This window comes from Cellulosimicrobium sp. 22598 (assembly GCF_052044445.1).
GTDB classification, from domain to species: domain Bacteria; phylum Actinomycetota; class Actinomycetes; order Actinomycetales; family Cellulomonadaceae; genus Cellulosimicrobium; species Cellulosimicrobium cellulans_G.
Genome location: NZ_JBQEMZ010000004.1, coordinates 100,548 through 116,051, shown reverse-complemented (window position 1 = coordinate 116,051; position 15,504 = coordinate 100,548). Strand labels below are relative to the sequence as shown.

At 76.1% G+C, this 15,504-nt stretch carries 12 protein-coding genes; 6 read left to right on the top strand and 6 right to left on the bottom strand.

Features of this window, described 5'->3' with window-relative positions:
• Positions 1–2 precede the first annotated feature (2 nt).
• Entirely contained in the window at positions 3–989 is a 987-nt protein-coding gene (locus ACTJIY_RS06010; protein WP_440673509.1) for a GGDEF domain-containing protein, read from the bottom strand.
• A gap of 167 nt (positions 990–1,156) precedes the next feature.
• On the opposite strand from ACTJIY_RS06010, the gene ACTJIY_RS06005 reads away from it, so the two are divergent.
• Together ACTJIY_RS06005 and ACTJIY_RS06000 are read left to right on the top strand one after the other, a co-directional pair.
• Complete coding sequence (locus ACTJIY_RS06005; protein WP_440673510.1) at positions 1,157–3,001, top strand: outer membrane protein assembly factor BamB family protein; 1,845 nt, start codon at positions 1,157–1,159, stop codon at positions 2,999–3,001.
• A gap of 21 nt (positions 3,002–3,022) precedes the next feature.
• Positions 3,023–4,750 (top strand): outer membrane protein assembly factor BamB family protein, encoded by a 1,728-nt coding sequence (locus ACTJIY_RS06000; RefSeq protein ID WP_440673511.1) that lies wholly within the window; start codon positions 3,023–3,025, stop codon positions 4,748–4,750.
• A gap of 52 nt (positions 4,751–4,802) precedes the next feature.
• Here the strand turns inward: ACTJIY_RS06000 and ACTJIY_RS05995 are convergent, their stop codons facing one another.
• Entirely contained in the window at positions 4,803–5,738 is a 936-nt protein-coding gene (locus ACTJIY_RS05995) for a transglutaminase-like domain-containing protein (protein ID WP_440673512.1), read from the bottom strand.
• A gap of 142 nt (positions 5,739–5,880) precedes the next feature.
• On the opposite strand from ACTJIY_RS05995, the gene ACTJIY_RS05990 reads away from it, so the two are divergent.
• Complete coding sequence (locus ACTJIY_RS05990; protein ID WP_440673513.1) at positions 5,881–7,350, top strand: DUF1254 domain-containing protein; 1,470 nt, start codon at positions 5,881–5,883, stop codon at positions 7,348–7,350.
• Positions 7,351–7,354: 4 nt separating this feature from the next.
• Here the strand turns inward: ACTJIY_RS05990 and ACTJIY_RS05985 are convergent, their stop codons facing one another.
• Complete coding sequence (locus ACTJIY_RS05985; protein WP_253054567.1) at positions 7,355–8,191, bottom strand: MerR family transcriptional regulator; 837 nt, start codon at positions 8,189–8,191, stop codon at positions 7,355–7,357.
• 73 nt (positions 8,192–8,264) lie between these two features.
• Here ACTJIY_RS05985 and ACTJIY_RS05980 point away from each other — a divergent pair, with 73 nt between their 5' ends.
• Both ACTJIY_RS05980 and ACTJIY_RS05975 read left to right on the top strand, forming a co-directional pair.
• Positions 8,265–10,631 carry a S9 family peptidase gene (locus tag ACTJIY_RS05980; RefSeq protein WP_440673514.1) on the top strand — a complete coding sequence of 789 codons (2,367 nt, stop codon included), beginning with the start codon at positions 8,265–8,267 and terminating at the stop codon, positions 10,629–10,631.
• 40 nt (positions 10,632–10,671) lie between these two features.
• The gene (locus tag ACTJIY_RS05975; RefSeq protein ID WP_440673515.1) at positions 10,672–11,658 is read left to right on the top strand and encodes a hypothetical protein; all 987 of its coding nucleotides are present in this window, start codon (positions 10,672–10,674) and stop codon (positions 11,656–11,658) included.
• 47 nt (positions 11,659–11,705) lie between these two features.
• On the opposite strand, the gene ACTJIY_RS05970 is transcribed toward ACTJIY_RS05975, so the two are convergent.
• From ACTJIY_RS05970 to ACTJIY_RS05960, 3 genes are all read right to left on the bottom strand, one after another.
• Positions 11,706–12,350, bottom strand: a complete 645-nt coding sequence (locus ACTJIY_RS05970) for a zinc ribbon domain-containing protein (RefSeq protein WP_253054561.1) — start codon at positions 12,348–12,350, stop codon at positions 11,706–11,708.
• A 151-nt stretch (positions 12,351–12,501) separates the two neighbouring features.
• Positions 12,502–13,419 carry a hypothetical protein gene (locus ACTJIY_RS05965; protein WP_440673516.1) on the bottom strand — a complete coding sequence of 306 codons (918 nt, stop codon included), beginning with the start codon at positions 13,417–13,419 and terminating at the stop codon, positions 12,502–12,504.
• A gap of 2 nt (positions 13,420–13,421) precedes the next feature.
• A complete protein-coding gene (locus tag ACTJIY_RS05960; RefSeq protein WP_253054557.1) occupies positions 13,422–14,498 on the bottom strand; it encodes an SPFH domain-containing protein in 1,077 nt (358 codons plus the stop codon).
• A gap of 97 nt (positions 14,499–14,595) precedes the next feature.
• Here ACTJIY_RS05960 and ACTJIY_RS05955 point away from each other — a divergent pair, with 97 nt between their 5' ends.
• On the top strand, positions 14,596–15,498 hold the full coding sequence (locus ACTJIY_RS05955) for an NUDIX hydrolase (protein ID WP_440673517.1): 903 nt from the start codon (positions 14,596–14,598) through the stop codon (positions 15,496–15,498).
• Positions 15,499–15,504: the final 6 nt, after the last annotated feature.

The window sequence follows — 15,504 nt, the reverse complement described above, 5'->3', positions numbered from 1 at the left end:
CGTTATCCGACGGATAACGGCACCCATGTCGTGTTCGGCGGGGTGGGGGTGGTCGCGAGGCGGGCCTCGCCCTCGCGCACGAGCTCGTCGGCGTCCGCCGCTCCGGCGACGGACCACGTGAGCGAGGTGCGGAACGTCGGGCGGGCCGGGCCGTCCGGTGCGCCGAGCCGGGCGAGCACCTCGTGGCGCAGGGCCTCGGCGCTCGCGGCGGCCTCGACGTCGCCCATCGCGGGCAGCGTCGCGAGCACGGCGAACCGGTCGCCGTCGACGCGGCCCGCCTCGCAGCCCCCGGGGAGCCACGACCGCAGGCTCCGCCCGACCCCCGCGAGGACGGCGTCCCCGGCGTCCTGCCCGTTGACGGCGTTGATCCCGGCCATGTCGCGGACGTCGAGCAGGAGCAGCACGACGCGCGTGCCGCCGTGCGCGACCAGCCGGCAGCGACGGGTGAGCGAGTGCCACGTGCTGCGGCGCGAGAGCAGTCCCGTGAGCGGGTCGTGCGTGGACCGCTCCGCGAGCGTGCCGACGAGCGAGCGGACGAGCTCGGCCGCGCCGACGCTCGCCCAGTGGCCGCCGCGGACGAGGACGTCGTCGTACCGGTGGTCGTCCGGCCGGGACATGGCGAGCGTCGCGACCTCCGTGACGGCCGCCGTCGGCGCGACGACGAGCGGCGCCCAGTCCGTGACGCTCGCGACCGGCCGACGCTCCAGGACCGCGCGGCCGTAGCCGAGCCGGCCGGTGAGCGCGGCGACGAGGCTCGCGCGCACCACGACCCCCGTGCGCGGGGCCGGAGCACCGGGCGGGGGGACCGCGTCGTCGTGCACGACGACGCACGCGACGTCGGGGTCGCGGAACACGACCTCGAGCTGCCCGACCGGCATGGAGGAGCCGACCGACAGGACCGGCCGCGCGAGGTCCGCGACGGCGCCGCTCGCGCGCGCCGGCGGGCGCATCGCGGTGTGCTGAGCCAGCTCGGTGAGTTCGTCGTGCACAGGGGCAGTGTGGCGGCGCCGCGACGGTCGCGGCCGGGACGAGCACGAGTGTTCGTCGAGAGTTCACGACGGCGTCACGCGCCGGTCGTCGGGCGTCACCGGAGCGGCGCGGGCGTGGTGCGAGTCCCGAGGATGGAGCGACCGCGAGGTCCCCTAGGCTGGACGGTGTGCCGCTCCGACGCCGTGACGCCCGGGACCGACTGACCTTCGAGCTGGTCGAGTCGGCGGACGCGGACGCGGACCTCGAGGACGACGCGCCGGCATGGGGTTCCGCGACGGGCCCCGGACAGGCGCCGCGGGGTGGCGCCGCGGGTGCGACCTGGCCGGGCGCCGTGCGGTCGGGCGTCGCGCGGCCGGTCGACCTCGACGCAGCCGCCCTCGGACCCGACGCCCGCGACCAGGACGCCGAGGACGCGCCCGACGGGGAGGAGCCCCGTCCCGCGGGGGACGGCCCGGACGGTCCGAGGGCGCCCCGCCGCGGGCGGCGCCCCGCCATGGTCGGGGCGGTCGCCGCCGGGGTCGCGCTCGTGCTCGGCGGGATGCTCGCGGTCGACGCGTGGCACGGCCGGGCCGGTCTCGACCGCCTGCGCGCCGCACCGGGCGGCGTCGAGCCGCTGCCCGACGCCCCCCGGGAGCAGTGGACCGCCGACGTGGGGCTCACGGGTGGTCTCGCGCTGCTGCCCGACAGCATGGTGACGGTGGAGGACGGGGAGGCGGTCGCGGTCTCGCTCGACAGCGGCGAGGAGCGCTGGCGGGTCGACGTCGGGAAGGACGCGACGTGCGGCAGCTGGCTCTACTGGCTCTCGCCGTCCGGGGAGCCGGACGACACGCTCGTGTGCGTAGCGCCCGTCCCCGAGCCCTCGGGAGGGATCGTCCGCGACGGGCCGCGGGAGGTCGATCCCATGACCGGCCGCGTCGTCGCGACGACCTGGACGATCACGGTGGTCGACGACGACGGCGAGGTGCTGGGTCAACGTGACGCGAGCACGGACGGCGCGCTCCTGACCCCGGGGCCGGACGGGTCGATCGTCCGTGCCGAGCGCGTGGGCGAGGTCCCGGCCGGCGAGGGCGCCGTGGTCGAGGTGGACGACCTGACGGGGATGCCGAACGAGATCCCGGAGGGACGCCCCGCCGTCGTCCAGGTCGAGGACGCGCTCACGGGGGACCTGCGCTGGGAGGCGGAGCTCCCCTTCGTCGCAGGGTCCGGGCAGTGCACGGTGTGGAGCGAGGCCGACGGCGACGAGACGGTCCGCGCCGACCTGGAGAACCTGTGGACGGCGGTCGAGACGCGCCTGGTGCGCGTCGAGGGCTGCGGCGTCACGTCGTGGTTCACGCACGACGGCACGCGTCTGGACGAGCCCGACAACCCCGTCGACGGGGTCGTCGCGCTCGTCGACGGCACCTACTCCCGCGACCCGACCGGCAACGACTACGGCTGGGGCCCGTCGAGCGGGACCGAGCCGACGTCCGCGCCCGCGATTCTCGGGGCGGACGGGTCGGTGCGCTGGGAGCCGCCGGGCAGCGTCCTCTCGCCGCCGTCGACCGACGGGCGCCCGGTGCCGACCTTCGTGCGGGACGGTCTGGACCTCGTCGCGTTCGACGCCGAGGGCACCGAGCTCTGGCGCACGTCCGAGCAGAGCACCCCGGACGCGGTGCTCGTCGCCGCGGGTGGGACGCTCGTCGTCGCCCACGGGTACGGGGACGGCGCCCTGGCGGGCGTCGACCTCACGACGGGCGGCGAACGCTGGTCGCTCGACCGCGAGGAGCTGATCGCGGGGCTGGAGATCGGGGCGGGCTGGTCGGCCGAGGTGGCCTACACGGACGGGTCCCGGGCGATCCTCGCCGTCTCCGACTGGGAGGCGGGGACGACGTCCCTGATCGCGCTCGACCTCGCCGACGGTGGCGTCGCGTGGACGGCGCAGACCACCGGTCACGACGGGGGCTCCTGGGTCGCGCCGCTCCAGGGTCGGCTCCTGCGGATGAGCGAGACGGAGATCACGCGGCTCGGTTGACGCCCGTCCTACGCTGGGCTGGTGCCGCTCCGACGACGAGACGGCGGTGACGACCGCCGCACGTTCGAGCTCGTCGAGTCGGCCGGGATCGACGTCGACCCCGACCTCCTCGACGCGCCGCACCCCGTGCTGCTCGGTGCGCTCCCTCGCGACACCCCTCCCGGCCTCGGGGCGCACGACGCGACGGTGGCCGCCGGCGACGGCCCGGACGGGGTGGACGTCGAGGGGCCGCCCCCTCATCCGCGCGAGCCGCGCGGGGACCGCCGGCGAGCGCGCTGGGTCGCCGCCGCCGTGGTAACCGGTGTCGTGGTGGTGCTCGTGGGCGGGATGCTCGTCGTCGACACGGTGACGAGCCGTGACGCGCAGGAGCGGCTCGAGGTCGCGCGCGGGGCGGTGCGGCCCCTCGACGCCGCCCCGACCGAGAGGTGGACGGCGTCGGCCGCGACGGACCGCGGCGTCGGGTTCCTGCCGGGTCTGCTCGTGACGGTGGAGGGCGACGAGGCCGTCGCGCTGGACCTGGACAGCGGCGCCGAGGCGTGGCGGGCCCCGCTCGGCGGCGACGAGGCCGTGTGCGGGTCCTGGAGCCCGTGGGAGCTGCCCGGCGTGGCGTCGCGCGAGGTGGTGTGCGTCGCGGGATCCGGGGTCGGGCCGTTCTGGTACGACCCCGGGACGCGGTCGCAGCCCGAGCCGGGCGCGGACGTCCCGCCGGCGCACGTGACGGTGCTCGGCGCGGCGGGTCAGGTCGTGGGGGAGCGCGACGTCGAGGTGGACGGCGCGGTGCTCGTGCCGGGGCCCGACGGCGGGCTGGTCCGGGCCGAGCGCGTCGGGGAGCCGGGCGAGCCGAGCGGGCCGCCCGTCGCGGTCGACCCGGGCGCCGGGGAGTCGGTCGACGGCGTCGCGGGGCGCGACGTCGTCGTGACGGTCGAGGACGCCCTGACCGGCGACGTGCGCTGGCGGAGCGAGCTCCCGTTCCAGGACGTGCCGTGGTCGTGCACCACGTGGGACCCGGAGACGGGCGGCGAGGAGATCGACCCGGACCGGCTCACGCTCGTCGCGACGGAGACCCTGGTCGACGTCGGCGGCTGCGGCGTCGCGGCGTCGTTCCTCCCCGACGGCGAGCGCCTGGACGACCCGGACCTGCCGACCGACGGCGCCGTCCCGCTCGCGGGCGGGCGGTTCCTCGTGGACGCCGACCGGCAGGGCACGACCGGGGCGTTGCGACCCGACCGGGTGCTGGACGGGGCCGGGGTGCCCGTCCTCGACGCCCCGGGCGAGGTGCTCGACCCGCAGGCGACCGACGACCCGGCGCCCGGCGTGCTCCTCGTGCGCGACGGGATCGACCTGCGCGCGTACGACGACGAGGGCGCGCGCCTGTGGACGTACGACGGCGCGCGCGTCCCGGAGGCCGTCTACGTGCTCGCGGAGGGCACGGCCGTCGTCGGCACGGCGAGCACCGTCCTGGCGCTCGACGCGCTCTCGGGCGAGCAGACCTGGTCGCGGTTCCTCGACGACCTCGGGGGCGACGAGGGCCGGTCGGCGATGGTGACGCAGGCCTTCACGGACGGGCGGTGCGCGATCCTGGTGCTCGTCGACCCGTCCACCGGCACCCACCCGCGCGTGGTCGCGCTCGAGCTGTCGTCGGGCTCGGTCGTCTGGGAGCAGGACCTCGAGGGCGAGTGGGCGTCGTTCGTGCCGGCCCAGGGTCGGCTCCTGCGCTGGGACGGCCGGACGGTCGCGCTGCTGGGCTGAGCCGCACCCGGCGCGGCAGGTGGGACCCGCCTACCGGGCTCACCCGCGGGGCTCACCCGACGAGAGCAGCGTCGCGCGGGACGGCGGCCCAGCCGGTCCGGCGCGCGACCAGGTCGGTCCAGCCGAGCCGGCCGGTGGGCGACCAGGTCGTCACGTAGCGACCGGGCCGCAGGCGGTCGTCCGTCGCCCAGAGCACGGTGAGCGCCGCCTCGGCGGTCCGGTCGCCCGCGTCGGCCTGGAGCGTGAGGTCGGCGACCCGGTCCGTGAGCGCCACGGCGCGCTCGTCCGGGGCGGCGCCGGGCAGGGCGGCCGCCCCCCACACGTCCCACAGCAGGAGCTCGTGCCGCTGCCGGTGCGCGAGGTCGGCGAGCACGTACCGCTGGACGAACCCGGGCCCGGTCAGCCAGGGCAGGTCGGGACCGGCGCCGTGGTCGGCGAGGTCGCGGTGTCCGGCGCGGTACGCCGTCCAGACCTCCGCGGCGGTCTCGAAGGGCGACCCCTCGCCGGTCGGCAGGTCGAACGGGTCGAACGCGACGTCGTCGGGCCCGAGCTCCGGGTCGGAGCGCACCCAGCGCGCGCCGTCGTGCCGTTCCACGACGACGTGGTCGTGGTGGAACCCGTCCGTGCCGAGGTAGTCCGCGAACCCGAGGCGCGTCCGGGCCGGGACGCCGTGCTCGCGGAGGACGGCGACGGCGAGGAGGGAGTGGTCGCGGCAGCATCCCCCGACCTGACGCTCGGAGGAGCGCGGCGCGTCGAGGGGGCCGGGCGAACGTTCCACGACCGCGTCGAGGATCGACGCCGTCCAGCGCCGGTCGACGTCGTCGAGCTGGTCCGGCGTGGCGGCGGTCGCCCCGGCGCGGTAGTGCACGACGGCGTTCGTCACGGCCGCGTGCAGGCTCGCCGGGTCGGGCGCCACGGCCGCGAGGAGCGGCGCGTGGTGGCGCGGGTCGGAGCAGGGGCTGTGGGTGGCGTAGCGCGAGACGTCCATGCCGCGAGCCTCGGGTCCGCCCCAGGGGCAGGGTCAAGCCGTGTTCCCGGTGGCGGCGCGGTGGCCCCGGGCCTACGGTCGGCGCAGCAAGCTCGGAGTCGAGCGTGCGTGCCGTGCATCGACCGACGAGGGGGCCTGAGCCATGCCCGACGCGAGCACCGAGACCAGCACCGAGACCAGTACGGCGACGAGCACCGGGGCCGACGCCCTGGCCGCGGCGGTCGCCGCCGTGAGCACGCCGTCGCCGGTGGACACCCCGCTGGGGCGGTTCGAGCTGGTCGACGGGGTGCCGACCCCGGAGTCCGTCGAGCGGCTCTACGGGTCGCTGGACTTCCTGCGCGGGGTCGAGGCGTTCCTCAGCACCGTGCCCGGCGCCTCGCTCGTGGCGATGCGGCGCGGGTTCCGCAGCCTCGGGCTCCTGCGGTCGAACCAGGTCGGCTACACCGACCCGCGGGCGGACTCGGGCGGCATCTTCCTCACGCCGAACACGGAGACGACGTACGGGTCGCTCTTCGTCGACCTGCGCGAGACGGGACCGCTCGTCATCGAGCCGCCGAAGCAGTCGCTGTGCGTCGTCGACGACTTCTGGTTCCGCTACGTGGCCGACATGGGCATCGCGGGTCCGGACCGCGGCGAGGGCGGCCGCTATCTCTTCCTCCCGCCCGGCTACGACGGCGACGTGCCGGACGGCTACTTCGTCTACCGGACGCCCACGTTCACCAACTGGGTCGTGCTGCGCGCGCTGGGCGGCGTGCCGGCCATGAAGGAGACGCGGATCTACCCGCTCGCCGACGCTGCGGACCCTGCGCCGACCGAGTTCGTCAACATCGCCGGTTCGCGCGTCAACACGGTGCACGCCAACGACGCCTCGTTCTTCGACGAGGTCGCCGAGATCGTCGCGGAGGAGCCGACGAGCGCGCTCGACCCGGAGCGCGCGGGCCTGCTGCGCGCCGTGGGCATCGTGCCCGGCCGCCCGTTCGCCCCGAGCCCGGAGCTGCGCGCGACGCTCGACACCGCCGCGCGGGCCGGCGCGGCGATCAGCCGTGCGCTCGTGTACTCGCCCCGTGACCCGGAGGCGCGCGTCGCGCCCGGGTCGAGCTGGCTCCAGGCGTTCCTCGGTGGCTCCTACGAGTTCCTCGCCGACGGTGCGCGCCTGCTGGACGCGCGCACGCAGTTCCACTTCTTCGCGACGGTCATCACCCCCGCCATGGCGCACGCCCAGGTCGGGGCCGGGTCCGCCTACGCGTACACCGCCCACGACGCGCAGGGCCGGATCCTCGACGGGGCGCGCACGTACCGGCTCGTGCTGCCGCCGAACCCGCCCGCGAAGAACTTCTGGTCCGTGGACCTCTACGACACGCAGACCCGGTCGCTCCTCCAGACCGCGAACCCGTACCCCAGCGTCATGAGCCTCAGCGGCACGGTCGCGACGGAGCCCGACGGGAGCACCGTGCTGTGGTTCGGGCCCGAGCCGCCCGCGGGGCGCGAGAGCAACTGGGTCGAGACGGTCCCGGGCAGGTCGTGGTTCCCCATGCTGCGCCTGTACGGGCCGCTCGAGCCGTGGTTCGACCGCACCTGGCTCCCCGGAGACCTGGAGCTCGTCGAGGACTGACGGGTCAGCGCGCGGGGCCGGGCCCGACGGCGAGCGCGACCTCCGCGACGACGGCGTCCGGCTCGTCGGACCACGGGACGGCGTAGACCTCGCGGGACGGGGCGTGCGCCTGCCCGGTCGCGACGCGCAGCGCGTCGAGGTACCCGACGATCTGCGGGAACCGGCAGTCGCGCGAGGGGACCTCGACGTACGCCTCCGTGCGGGCCGGGTCCTCGCGGAGCACGACCGGCCCGACGGGGACGACCGGCCCCCGGTACGGGACGCACGCCTCGACGCGACCGGGGACGTCGCGGCCGACGGGCGAGTGGTAGATCACCCAGTGCGCGGCGCCCGCCTCGGCGCCCGCGGCGGCGAGGTGCGCCCGGATCGTCAGCAGGTCGGCGCTGAAGGTCGGGACGAGGTCGGCCTGGGTCGTGGACGACGTGATCGTGGCGACCGTGCACGCCGGGACGTCGCGCCACCGGACCTCGGCCTCACCGCGTCGCGCGGCGAGCCGGCGGGCGAGCTCCTCGGCGGTCGCGCGCTGCTCCGCGAGCGCCCGCTGCTGCTCGTCCCACCACCCGAGGAGGACGTCGCGCACGTCGCGCGGGTCGGCGTCGAGCACCTCGGGGACGCGCGCGAGCGGCACGTCGAGCCGGCGCAGCAGCGCCAGGGCGCGCCCCCGCTCGACCTGCTCGGGCGCGTAGGCGCGGTACCCCGTACGGGGGTCGACGCGCGCGGGGACGAGGAGCCCGTTCGCGTCGTAGAGCCGCAGCGCCTTGATGGACAGCCCCGACGCGCGCACCATCTCGCCGCTCGTGAGCGTCTCCGACGTCGGGCGGGCCCCCTGCTCCTGCGTCACGCGTCGAGCGTAACGACCGGTGCGGGACGCGCCACGGCGGCCGGGCGCCGTCGGGCGGCACTACCCTGGCCAGATGCCTGACGACCTCACGCAGACCGCCACGCCGCCGACCCCCGCGGAGCGGGAGGAGCCGGCAGCGCCCGTCGCGCCCCGCCGCCCGGCGCCGCGCACGCACCACGGGGAGACCGTGGAGGACGACTACGAGTGGCTGCGGGACAAGGAGTCGCCCGAGGTCGTCGCCCACCTGGAGGCCGAGAACGCGTACACCGAGGCGCGGCTCGCGCACCTCGAGCCGCTGCGCGAGCGGATCTTCGAGGAGATCAAGGCGCGCACGCTCGAGACGGACCTGTCCGTGCCCGTGCGGCAGGGCGCGCACTGGTACTACGCGCGCACGGTGGAGGGCTCGCAGTACCCGATCCGGGCGCGCGCGCCGATCGACGCGAGCCTCGGCAGCGACGCGCCGTCGTCCTGGGTGCCGCCCGTGCTGGAGCCGGGCGTGCCCGTGCCGGGCGAGCAGGTGCTGCTCGACGACAACGTCGAGGCCGAGGGGCACGACTTCTTCTCGCTCGGGTCGTTCGACGTGTCGGTCGACGGCACGCGACTCGCGTACGCGGTCGACGTCGTCGGCGACGAGCGGTACACGCTGCGCATCCGCGACCTCGACACGGGCACGGACCTCGTGGACGAGGTCCCCGGCACGTTCCCGGGCGCCGTCTTCTCCCCGGACGGGCGGTTCGTGTTCTACCCGACGGTCGACGACGCGTGGCGGCCCTGGCGCGTGTGGCGCCACGAGGTGGGCACCCCGGCGACGCAGGACGTCGTCGTCTTCGAGGAGCCCGACGAGCGCTACTGGGTCGGCGTGGGCGTCTCGCGCTCGCAGCGGTTCGTGCAGATCGACGTCGGCTCGAAGATCACGTCGGAGACCTGGCTGATCGACGCCGCCGACCCGACCGCCGAGCCGCGCGTCGTGTGGCCGCGCCGCGAGGGCGTCGAGTACACGGTCGAGCACGCGGTCTTGCCGAGCACGTGGTTCCCCGCCGTCGAGCACGAGGAAGGTGGCGGAGAGGCCGCGAGAACGACAGCGACGTCGGGTTCGGCGGGAGAGCGGCGGGACGTGCTGCTCGTGCTGCACAACGACGGCGCGGAGAACTTCGAGCTCGTCGTGACCGGCGTGCCCGACGGCGGCACGTCCCCGGGAGGGCCGAGCGAGGCGACCGTCGTCGTGCCGCACGACCCCGAGACCCGGCTGGAGGGGGTCGACGCCTTCGCCTCGCACCTCGTCGTCTCCTACCGGCGCGACGCGCTCTCGCGGGTCGGGGTGATCGACCTCGCGTCGGCCGAGCCGCCGCGCCCGGCGGGCCTGCCGACCCCGATCCGCACGGGCGACACCCCGGCACCCTCGGGCGACCACTGGCACGTGCGCGAGGTCGCGTTCGACGAGCCGCTGTACACCGCCGCGCTCGCAGGAAACCCCGAGTGGGACCAGCCGAACGTGCGCCTGTCCTACGCGAGCTTCGTCACGCCGTCGACCGTGTACGACCTGCGCGTCGAGACCGACGAGCTCACGCTGCTCAAGCAGCAGCCCGTGCTCGGCGGGTACGACGCCGCGGACTACGTGCAACGCCGCGAGTGGGCCACGGCCGAGGACGGGACGCAGGTGCCGGTCTCGCTCGTGTGGCGGCGCGACGCCGTCGGGCTCGACGCGACCGGCACGGGCGCGGAGCCCGCGCCGCTCCTGCTCTACGGGTACGGCTCGTACGAGATCAGCATCGACCCGGGGTTCTCGATCGCACGACTGTCGTTGCTGGACCGCGGGGTCGTGTTCGCCGTCGCGCACGTGCGCGGCGGCGGCGAGATGGGGCGCCGCTGGTACGACGACGGCAAGACGCTCGCCAAGCGGAACACGTTCACCGACTTCGTCGCGGTCGCGCGCCACCTGGTCGACGCGGGCTGGACGAGCCCCGAGCGCCTCGTGGCGCAGGGCGGCTCCGCGGGCGGGCTGCTCATGGGCGCGGTGACCAACCTCGCGCCCGAGCTGTTCGCGGGCGTGCTCGCGCAGGTCCCGTTCGTCGACGCGCTCACGTCGATCCTCGACCCGTCCCTGCCGCTGACCGTCGTCGAGTGGGACGAGTGGGGCGACCCCCTGCACGACCCCGAGGTCTACCGGTACATGCGCACCTACACGCCGTACGAGAACGTGCCCGACGACGCGGCCCACTACCCGCGGATCCTCGCCGTGACGTCGTTCCACGACACGCGCGTGCTCTACGTCGAACCGGCCAAGTGGGTCGCGCGCCTGCGCGCCGCCGGTGCGCCCGCGCTGCTGAAGATCGAGATGCACGCCGGGCACGGCGGCGTCTCGGGCCGGTACGAGGGGTGGCGCGAGGTCGCGTACGAGGACGCGTGGGTGCTCGACGTGCTCGGGCTCGCGGGGCGGTGAGCGCCGGTGACGACACGGTGACGACACGGTGACCGGTCCGGTGAGCGGCCCGACGCCCGACCCGCGGTCCGCGCGCGACGCGACGCCCCCGGCGACGGCGGCGCTGCTGCTGCGCCCGGTCGGCTACCTCGCGATCGGGCTCGTGTGGACGACGATCGGGCTGTTCGTCCTGGGCCTGTACCTCGCGGTCGCGGCGTACGGGCTGTTCGAGCCACCCGCGGACCAGGAGCCGTGGGCCGAGCTCGTGGCCTCGCCCGGCGCCGTGCTGGGCCGGCTCGCCGTGGTCGCGCCGATCGTCGTGGTGCTCGCGGGGCCGGTCGCGTGGTACCTGTCGTGCGCGATCTGGCCGCTCGCGGCGTTGTCCTTCGTGTACGCCGGGCGCGCGCTGCGGCCCGCGTACCGCGGCGACCGGCTCTCGTTCACGAGCCACGTCGCGCCCGGCACGACCCTCGGCCCGCCCGTGCCGGGTCCGGTCGCGATGTCGCTCCAGCCGCAGCGGCGCACGCGGCTCACGGACACCCTCATGCGCTTCTACGCGTGCGGCTGGAACCTCGACTTCCGCGAGTTCTGGCCCGCGGTCCCCGCAGGGATCGCCTGGGTGCTCGCGAGCACCGGGGCGTCGACGGCGCTGCCGTCCGGCTGGCGGGTCGGGCTCGTCGTGGCCGCGGTCCCGTTCGCGCTCTGGTCCGTCGTCGCGCTCCGCCGGGCCTGGACGTGGCGGTTCCACCGCGAGCGCGCACGCCTGGCGGCGCGGCGCCGACTCGAGCGGCACGGCGACGAGTACCGGCTCGACCCGCGCGTCGTGCGCACGCGCCCGCAGTCGGCCGAGCACCGGGCCCGCGTCGAGGCGGAGCGGGCGGCGGCGCGCGGTGCGGAGGACCACCTGACGAGCCTGACGAGCGACGAGATCGGCGAGCGGCGCGAGGCCGTGCTCCGCGCGCGCCGGGACCGTGAGGCCCGCGAGGCGCGGGAGGCTCGTCAGGCGGCGCGTCGGGGCCGGTCGGGCGGGACGCCTCCGGACCTCTGAGTCCGCCGCCCGGCGGTCCGGGTGGTATGCGTGGAGGCGGCCCGCGGTCAGACGGCCTGCGGGCTGCCGCACTCGGCGCAGAACCGCGCGCCCGCGGCGTTCTGCGTGCCGCACTCGCGGCACGCGGCGACCTGCGCGAGGCGCTCGCCGCACTCGGGGCAGAACTTGCCGCCTCCGACCTTGGCCGAGCACGACGGGCACTGCGTGACGACCGGCGTCCGCAGGTCCGCGCCGCCGACCAGGTCCGTCGTCCGGAGCTGCTCCTGGAGCTGGTAGCGGCGCGCCTCGGCCTGGAGCTGGGCGAGCTCCTCCGCCTGCTGGGGCGAGCAGCGCACGCACTGCCCGACGGCGTCGTTCCAGCAGACCTCGTGGCACATCCAGTCGCCGCAGCCGTGGCACTGGCGGAAGGCGTCGCGCACCTCGCCGACGGCGGCGTCGAGCGCCTTGTCCTTCGCGGACGAGTTGGTCTGCCGGTCGGCGGCCCACGAACCCGCCGCGTACGACAGGTCGGCCACCTTGCCGCCGAAGAACCGGCCCGCCGCCTGGACGAGACTGCTGCCCTTGGCGACGAGGTCCGCCTGGTACGCGGACCGGTACCCGTTGCCGCATCGCTCGCACCGGAACTCGAACTGGTAGCCGCCCGCGTTCGACAGGTCGCGGACGTTGTCGGTGAAGGCGATGGGCGCGCTCATGGCAGGGACCTCGGCAGGCTCGGGGGGCGGCGTCCCCGCAGGCCAGGCCCGCGGGAGGGGTGCGTCATGGGGATCCCATGACCGCAGCGATGCTACCCACGGACCCTCGCCGCCCGGACGGATCACCCGGGTGAAATCGGGCACCCGGCGGTCAGGGGCGGACGAGCCGCAGGGGCGAGTCGGCGGTGCGGACCGTCACGGTCTGGCCCCAGGAGGCGACGAGCCGGTCGTCCTCCACACCGTCGCCGAACACGACGAGCCGGTCCGACGCGACGGTGAGCGCGACGTCCGCGCCGTCCTCTACGACGCCCTCCGTGAGCGTGACGCCCGTCGCCGGCGAGGGCCACGCCTCGCGCACGAACCAGCCGAGCCGGTGCTCGGTGCGACCCAGCGCAGGGCGGCCGCCCCGGTCGTGCGCGAGCGACGCCCACCAGCCCGTCGCGCCGGTGCCGGTCGCGACGAGCACGCCCGACGACGACTGCCGCTCCTCGCCCGCCGCGCACCGCAGCGTGTAGCGCGCGCTCTGGTGGCTCGGGTGCCCGACGAACACCTCGTTGAGCGCGGTGAGGTGTTGCCCGTCGTCGAGGTCGGCACGGACCATGGTGAGCGCGTCGACGGGCAGGACCGCCGTGGGGTCGGGCGCGCCCGCGGGGGCGTCGTCACCGAGACCGCGGAGGAGGGCCGAGGCGGCCCCCACCGAGTGCTGCACGAGCACCCCGGGGTTCACCCCGGGCTCGGGATCCACGCCCAGCACGGGCTGCCCGCGCAGGTACTTCGCGACGTTCGCGACGAGACCGTCCTGCCCCACGACGACCACGACGTCCTCCGGCGCGAGGAGGAACCGCGACAGGTCGGCGCGCTCGACGTCCGCACGCGCCCAGCCCGCCGGGAGGGCGGTCACGACGGCGTCGCGCGCCGCCGCGAGCGCGTCGTGCCGCGCCTGGACCTCGGCGAGCGACCGACCGCGCGAGCGGAGGAAGAACTCCGCCTGACCACGGGTCCCGTGCCGGTCCAGCAGGTCGTCGAGCTCCGTGCGCCGGTGCACGACGACGGCGCGTCGCCGCAGCACCGTCAGGCCGCCTTCCCCGTGGTCCCGGCGCCCGCGGCCGTCCCCGACCGCCCGCCGTCCGGTCCGCCGTCGGGCCCACCGAGCGCGCCGCCCAGCAGCGAGCCCAGCACACCCGTCAGGAGGTCGGGCGTGACGGTGAGGTTCTGGACGTCGGGGAGCGCGCCGGCCGCCTCGCGGACCGCGAGGGCGAGGAGCGTGCCCGGGCCGGCGCTCGCCCAGACGTCCATGCGGGCCTGCTCGGCGGCGGCCTCGGCCGCGCCGACGACGCGCACCTGCTCGGCCTGCGCGTCGGTCGCGAGCCGAGCGCGCTCGGCGGTCGCGCGGGCGTCGACCAGCGCGGCGGCGGCCTTCTCCTCCGCCTCGCGCCGCGCGTTCGCGCCCTCCTGGGCGACGAGGCGCTCGCGGCGGGTCGCGAGCTCGATCGTGCTCGCGAGCTCGTTCTCGGCGATCGCGCGCTCGCGCTCCACGGCGAGGGCCCGGCGCTCGTACGTCGCACGGTCAGCCTCGGCCTGCACGCGCTCGCGCGCCGGCGTCTGGAGCGCGCGCTCGACGTCCTTCTCGGGGCGGACGGCGAGCACCTGGACGCCGATGACCACGATCCCGGTCGCGGTGAGGCGCGGGTCGGTGGTCAGCGCGTCGGTGAGGACGTCGCGCACGCGCGGCACGCCGGCCGTGAGGGCGTCGGCGAGGGGCATCGCCGCGAGCGCGTCGGCGGCGCGGCTCTGCGCGAGCCGGCCGACGATGCTGGTCACCTGGTCCCGGCCCGCCGTGCTCGTCTCGCCGCTGCCCGGGTCGACGGCGAAGTCGAGGCGCTGCGAGACGGTCACGGGGTCGGTGAACCGGTAGGTGACCCCGGCCTGGACGGTGACGTCCTGGTGGTCGGCGGTCACGGCGTGGAAGAAGACGGGCAGCTCCTGGTCGTCGACGGGGACCTCCGAGAGGACCGACGTCGTCGGCCGGAACCAGAACGCCTGACCCACGCCCTCGTGCGCGACGCGCCCGCGGCGCAGGTGCACGACGTGCCCGGTGGGGCTGCCGAGGAAGTGCCGGGTCCACGGGTAGGTGCGGATAGTCGCCATGGTCGTCTCCATCTCTTTCTCGTCGTTCTGACGATAAGGACGCTAGACCTCTCCGATCGTTCTCGTCAACCTGACGCTAATGTGCGACGATGACCGCATGACCCCGTCCGTCAGCCCGACCCCCGGCGTCCCGCCGACCGCCGCGCTGCTGCCCGTCACGGTCGACGTCGTCGCGCTCACGGTCCGCGACGACGCCCTGCACGTGCTGCTCGTCGAGCGCGGCATCGAGCCGTTCCGCGGCGCGCTCGCGCTCCCGGGCGGGTTCGTGCTGCCGGAGGAGGGGCTTGCCGGGGCGGCCCGGCGCGAGCTCGCGGAGGAGACCGGCGTCCGCCCGCCCGGCCACCTGGAGCAGCTCCGTACCTACGGGCCGCTCGACCGCGACCCGCGCGGGCCGGTCCTCTCCGTCGCCTACCTCCTGCTCGCCCCCGAGTTCGGCGTCGTGCGCGCCGGGTCCGACGCCGGGGGAGCGGCCTGGCACCCCGTCGCGCCCCTGCTCGCGCAGGCCCCGGCCCGGTCGACGGCGTCGGGCGACCGGGCGCCGTCGGGCACCGGGCTCGCGTTCGACCACGCGCGGATCCTCGCCGACGGCGTCGAGCGGGCCCGCGCCAAGCTCGAGTACTCGGCGCTCGCGACGGCGTTCTGCCCGCCCGAGTTCACGGTCGCCGATCTGCGGCGCGTCTACGAGGCGGTCTGGGGCGTGCGGCTCGACCCCCGCAACTTCTCACGCAAGGCCACGACCACCCCGGGCTTCCTCCAGGACACCGGCCGCACGACCTCAGGCGGCACCGGCCGCCCCGCGACCCTCTACCGCGCCGCGCCGAACCCGGGGTCCCTCCCCACGACCGGCCCCGCGTGGGGAGCGACCCCGGGTTCGGCAGCGGACCCGGACCTCGCGCCCGCGAGCGTGCCCGCCGTCCTCGATCCGCCGCTCATGCGTCCGCGACGCTCAGCGGCGGGGCACCCGGGGGAGAACTCCCCCTCGACAGCGGCGCGCGGCTGAGTACGC

Excerpts from the sequence above, each read along its gene's own strand:
- ACTJIY_RS05990 (WP_440673513.1), top strand. The coding sequence starts at position 5,881 with ATGCCCGACGCGAGCACCGAGACCAGCACCGAGACCAGTACGGCGACG.
- ACTJIY_RS05995 (WP_440673512.1), bottom strand. The coding sequence starts at position 5,738 with ATGGACGTCTCGCGCTACGCCACCCACAGCCCCTGCTCCGACCCGCGC.
- ACTJIY_RS05970 (WP_253054561.1), bottom strand. The coding sequence starts at position 12,350 with ATGAGCGCGCCCATCGCCTTCACCGACAACGTCCGCGACCTGTCGAAC.
- ACTJIY_RS05955 (WP_440673517.1), top strand. The coding sequence starts at position 14,596 with ATGACCCCGTCCGTCAGCCCGACCCCCGGCGTCCCGCCGACCGCCGCG.
- ACTJIY_RS05980 (WP_440673514.1), top strand. The coding sequence starts at position 8,265 with ATGCCTGACGACCTCACGCAGACCGCCACGCCGCCGACCCCCGCGGAG.
- ACTJIY_RS05960 (WP_253054557.1), bottom strand. The coding sequence starts at position 14,498 with ATGGCGACTATCCGCACCTACCCGTGGACCCGGCACTTCCTCGGCAGC.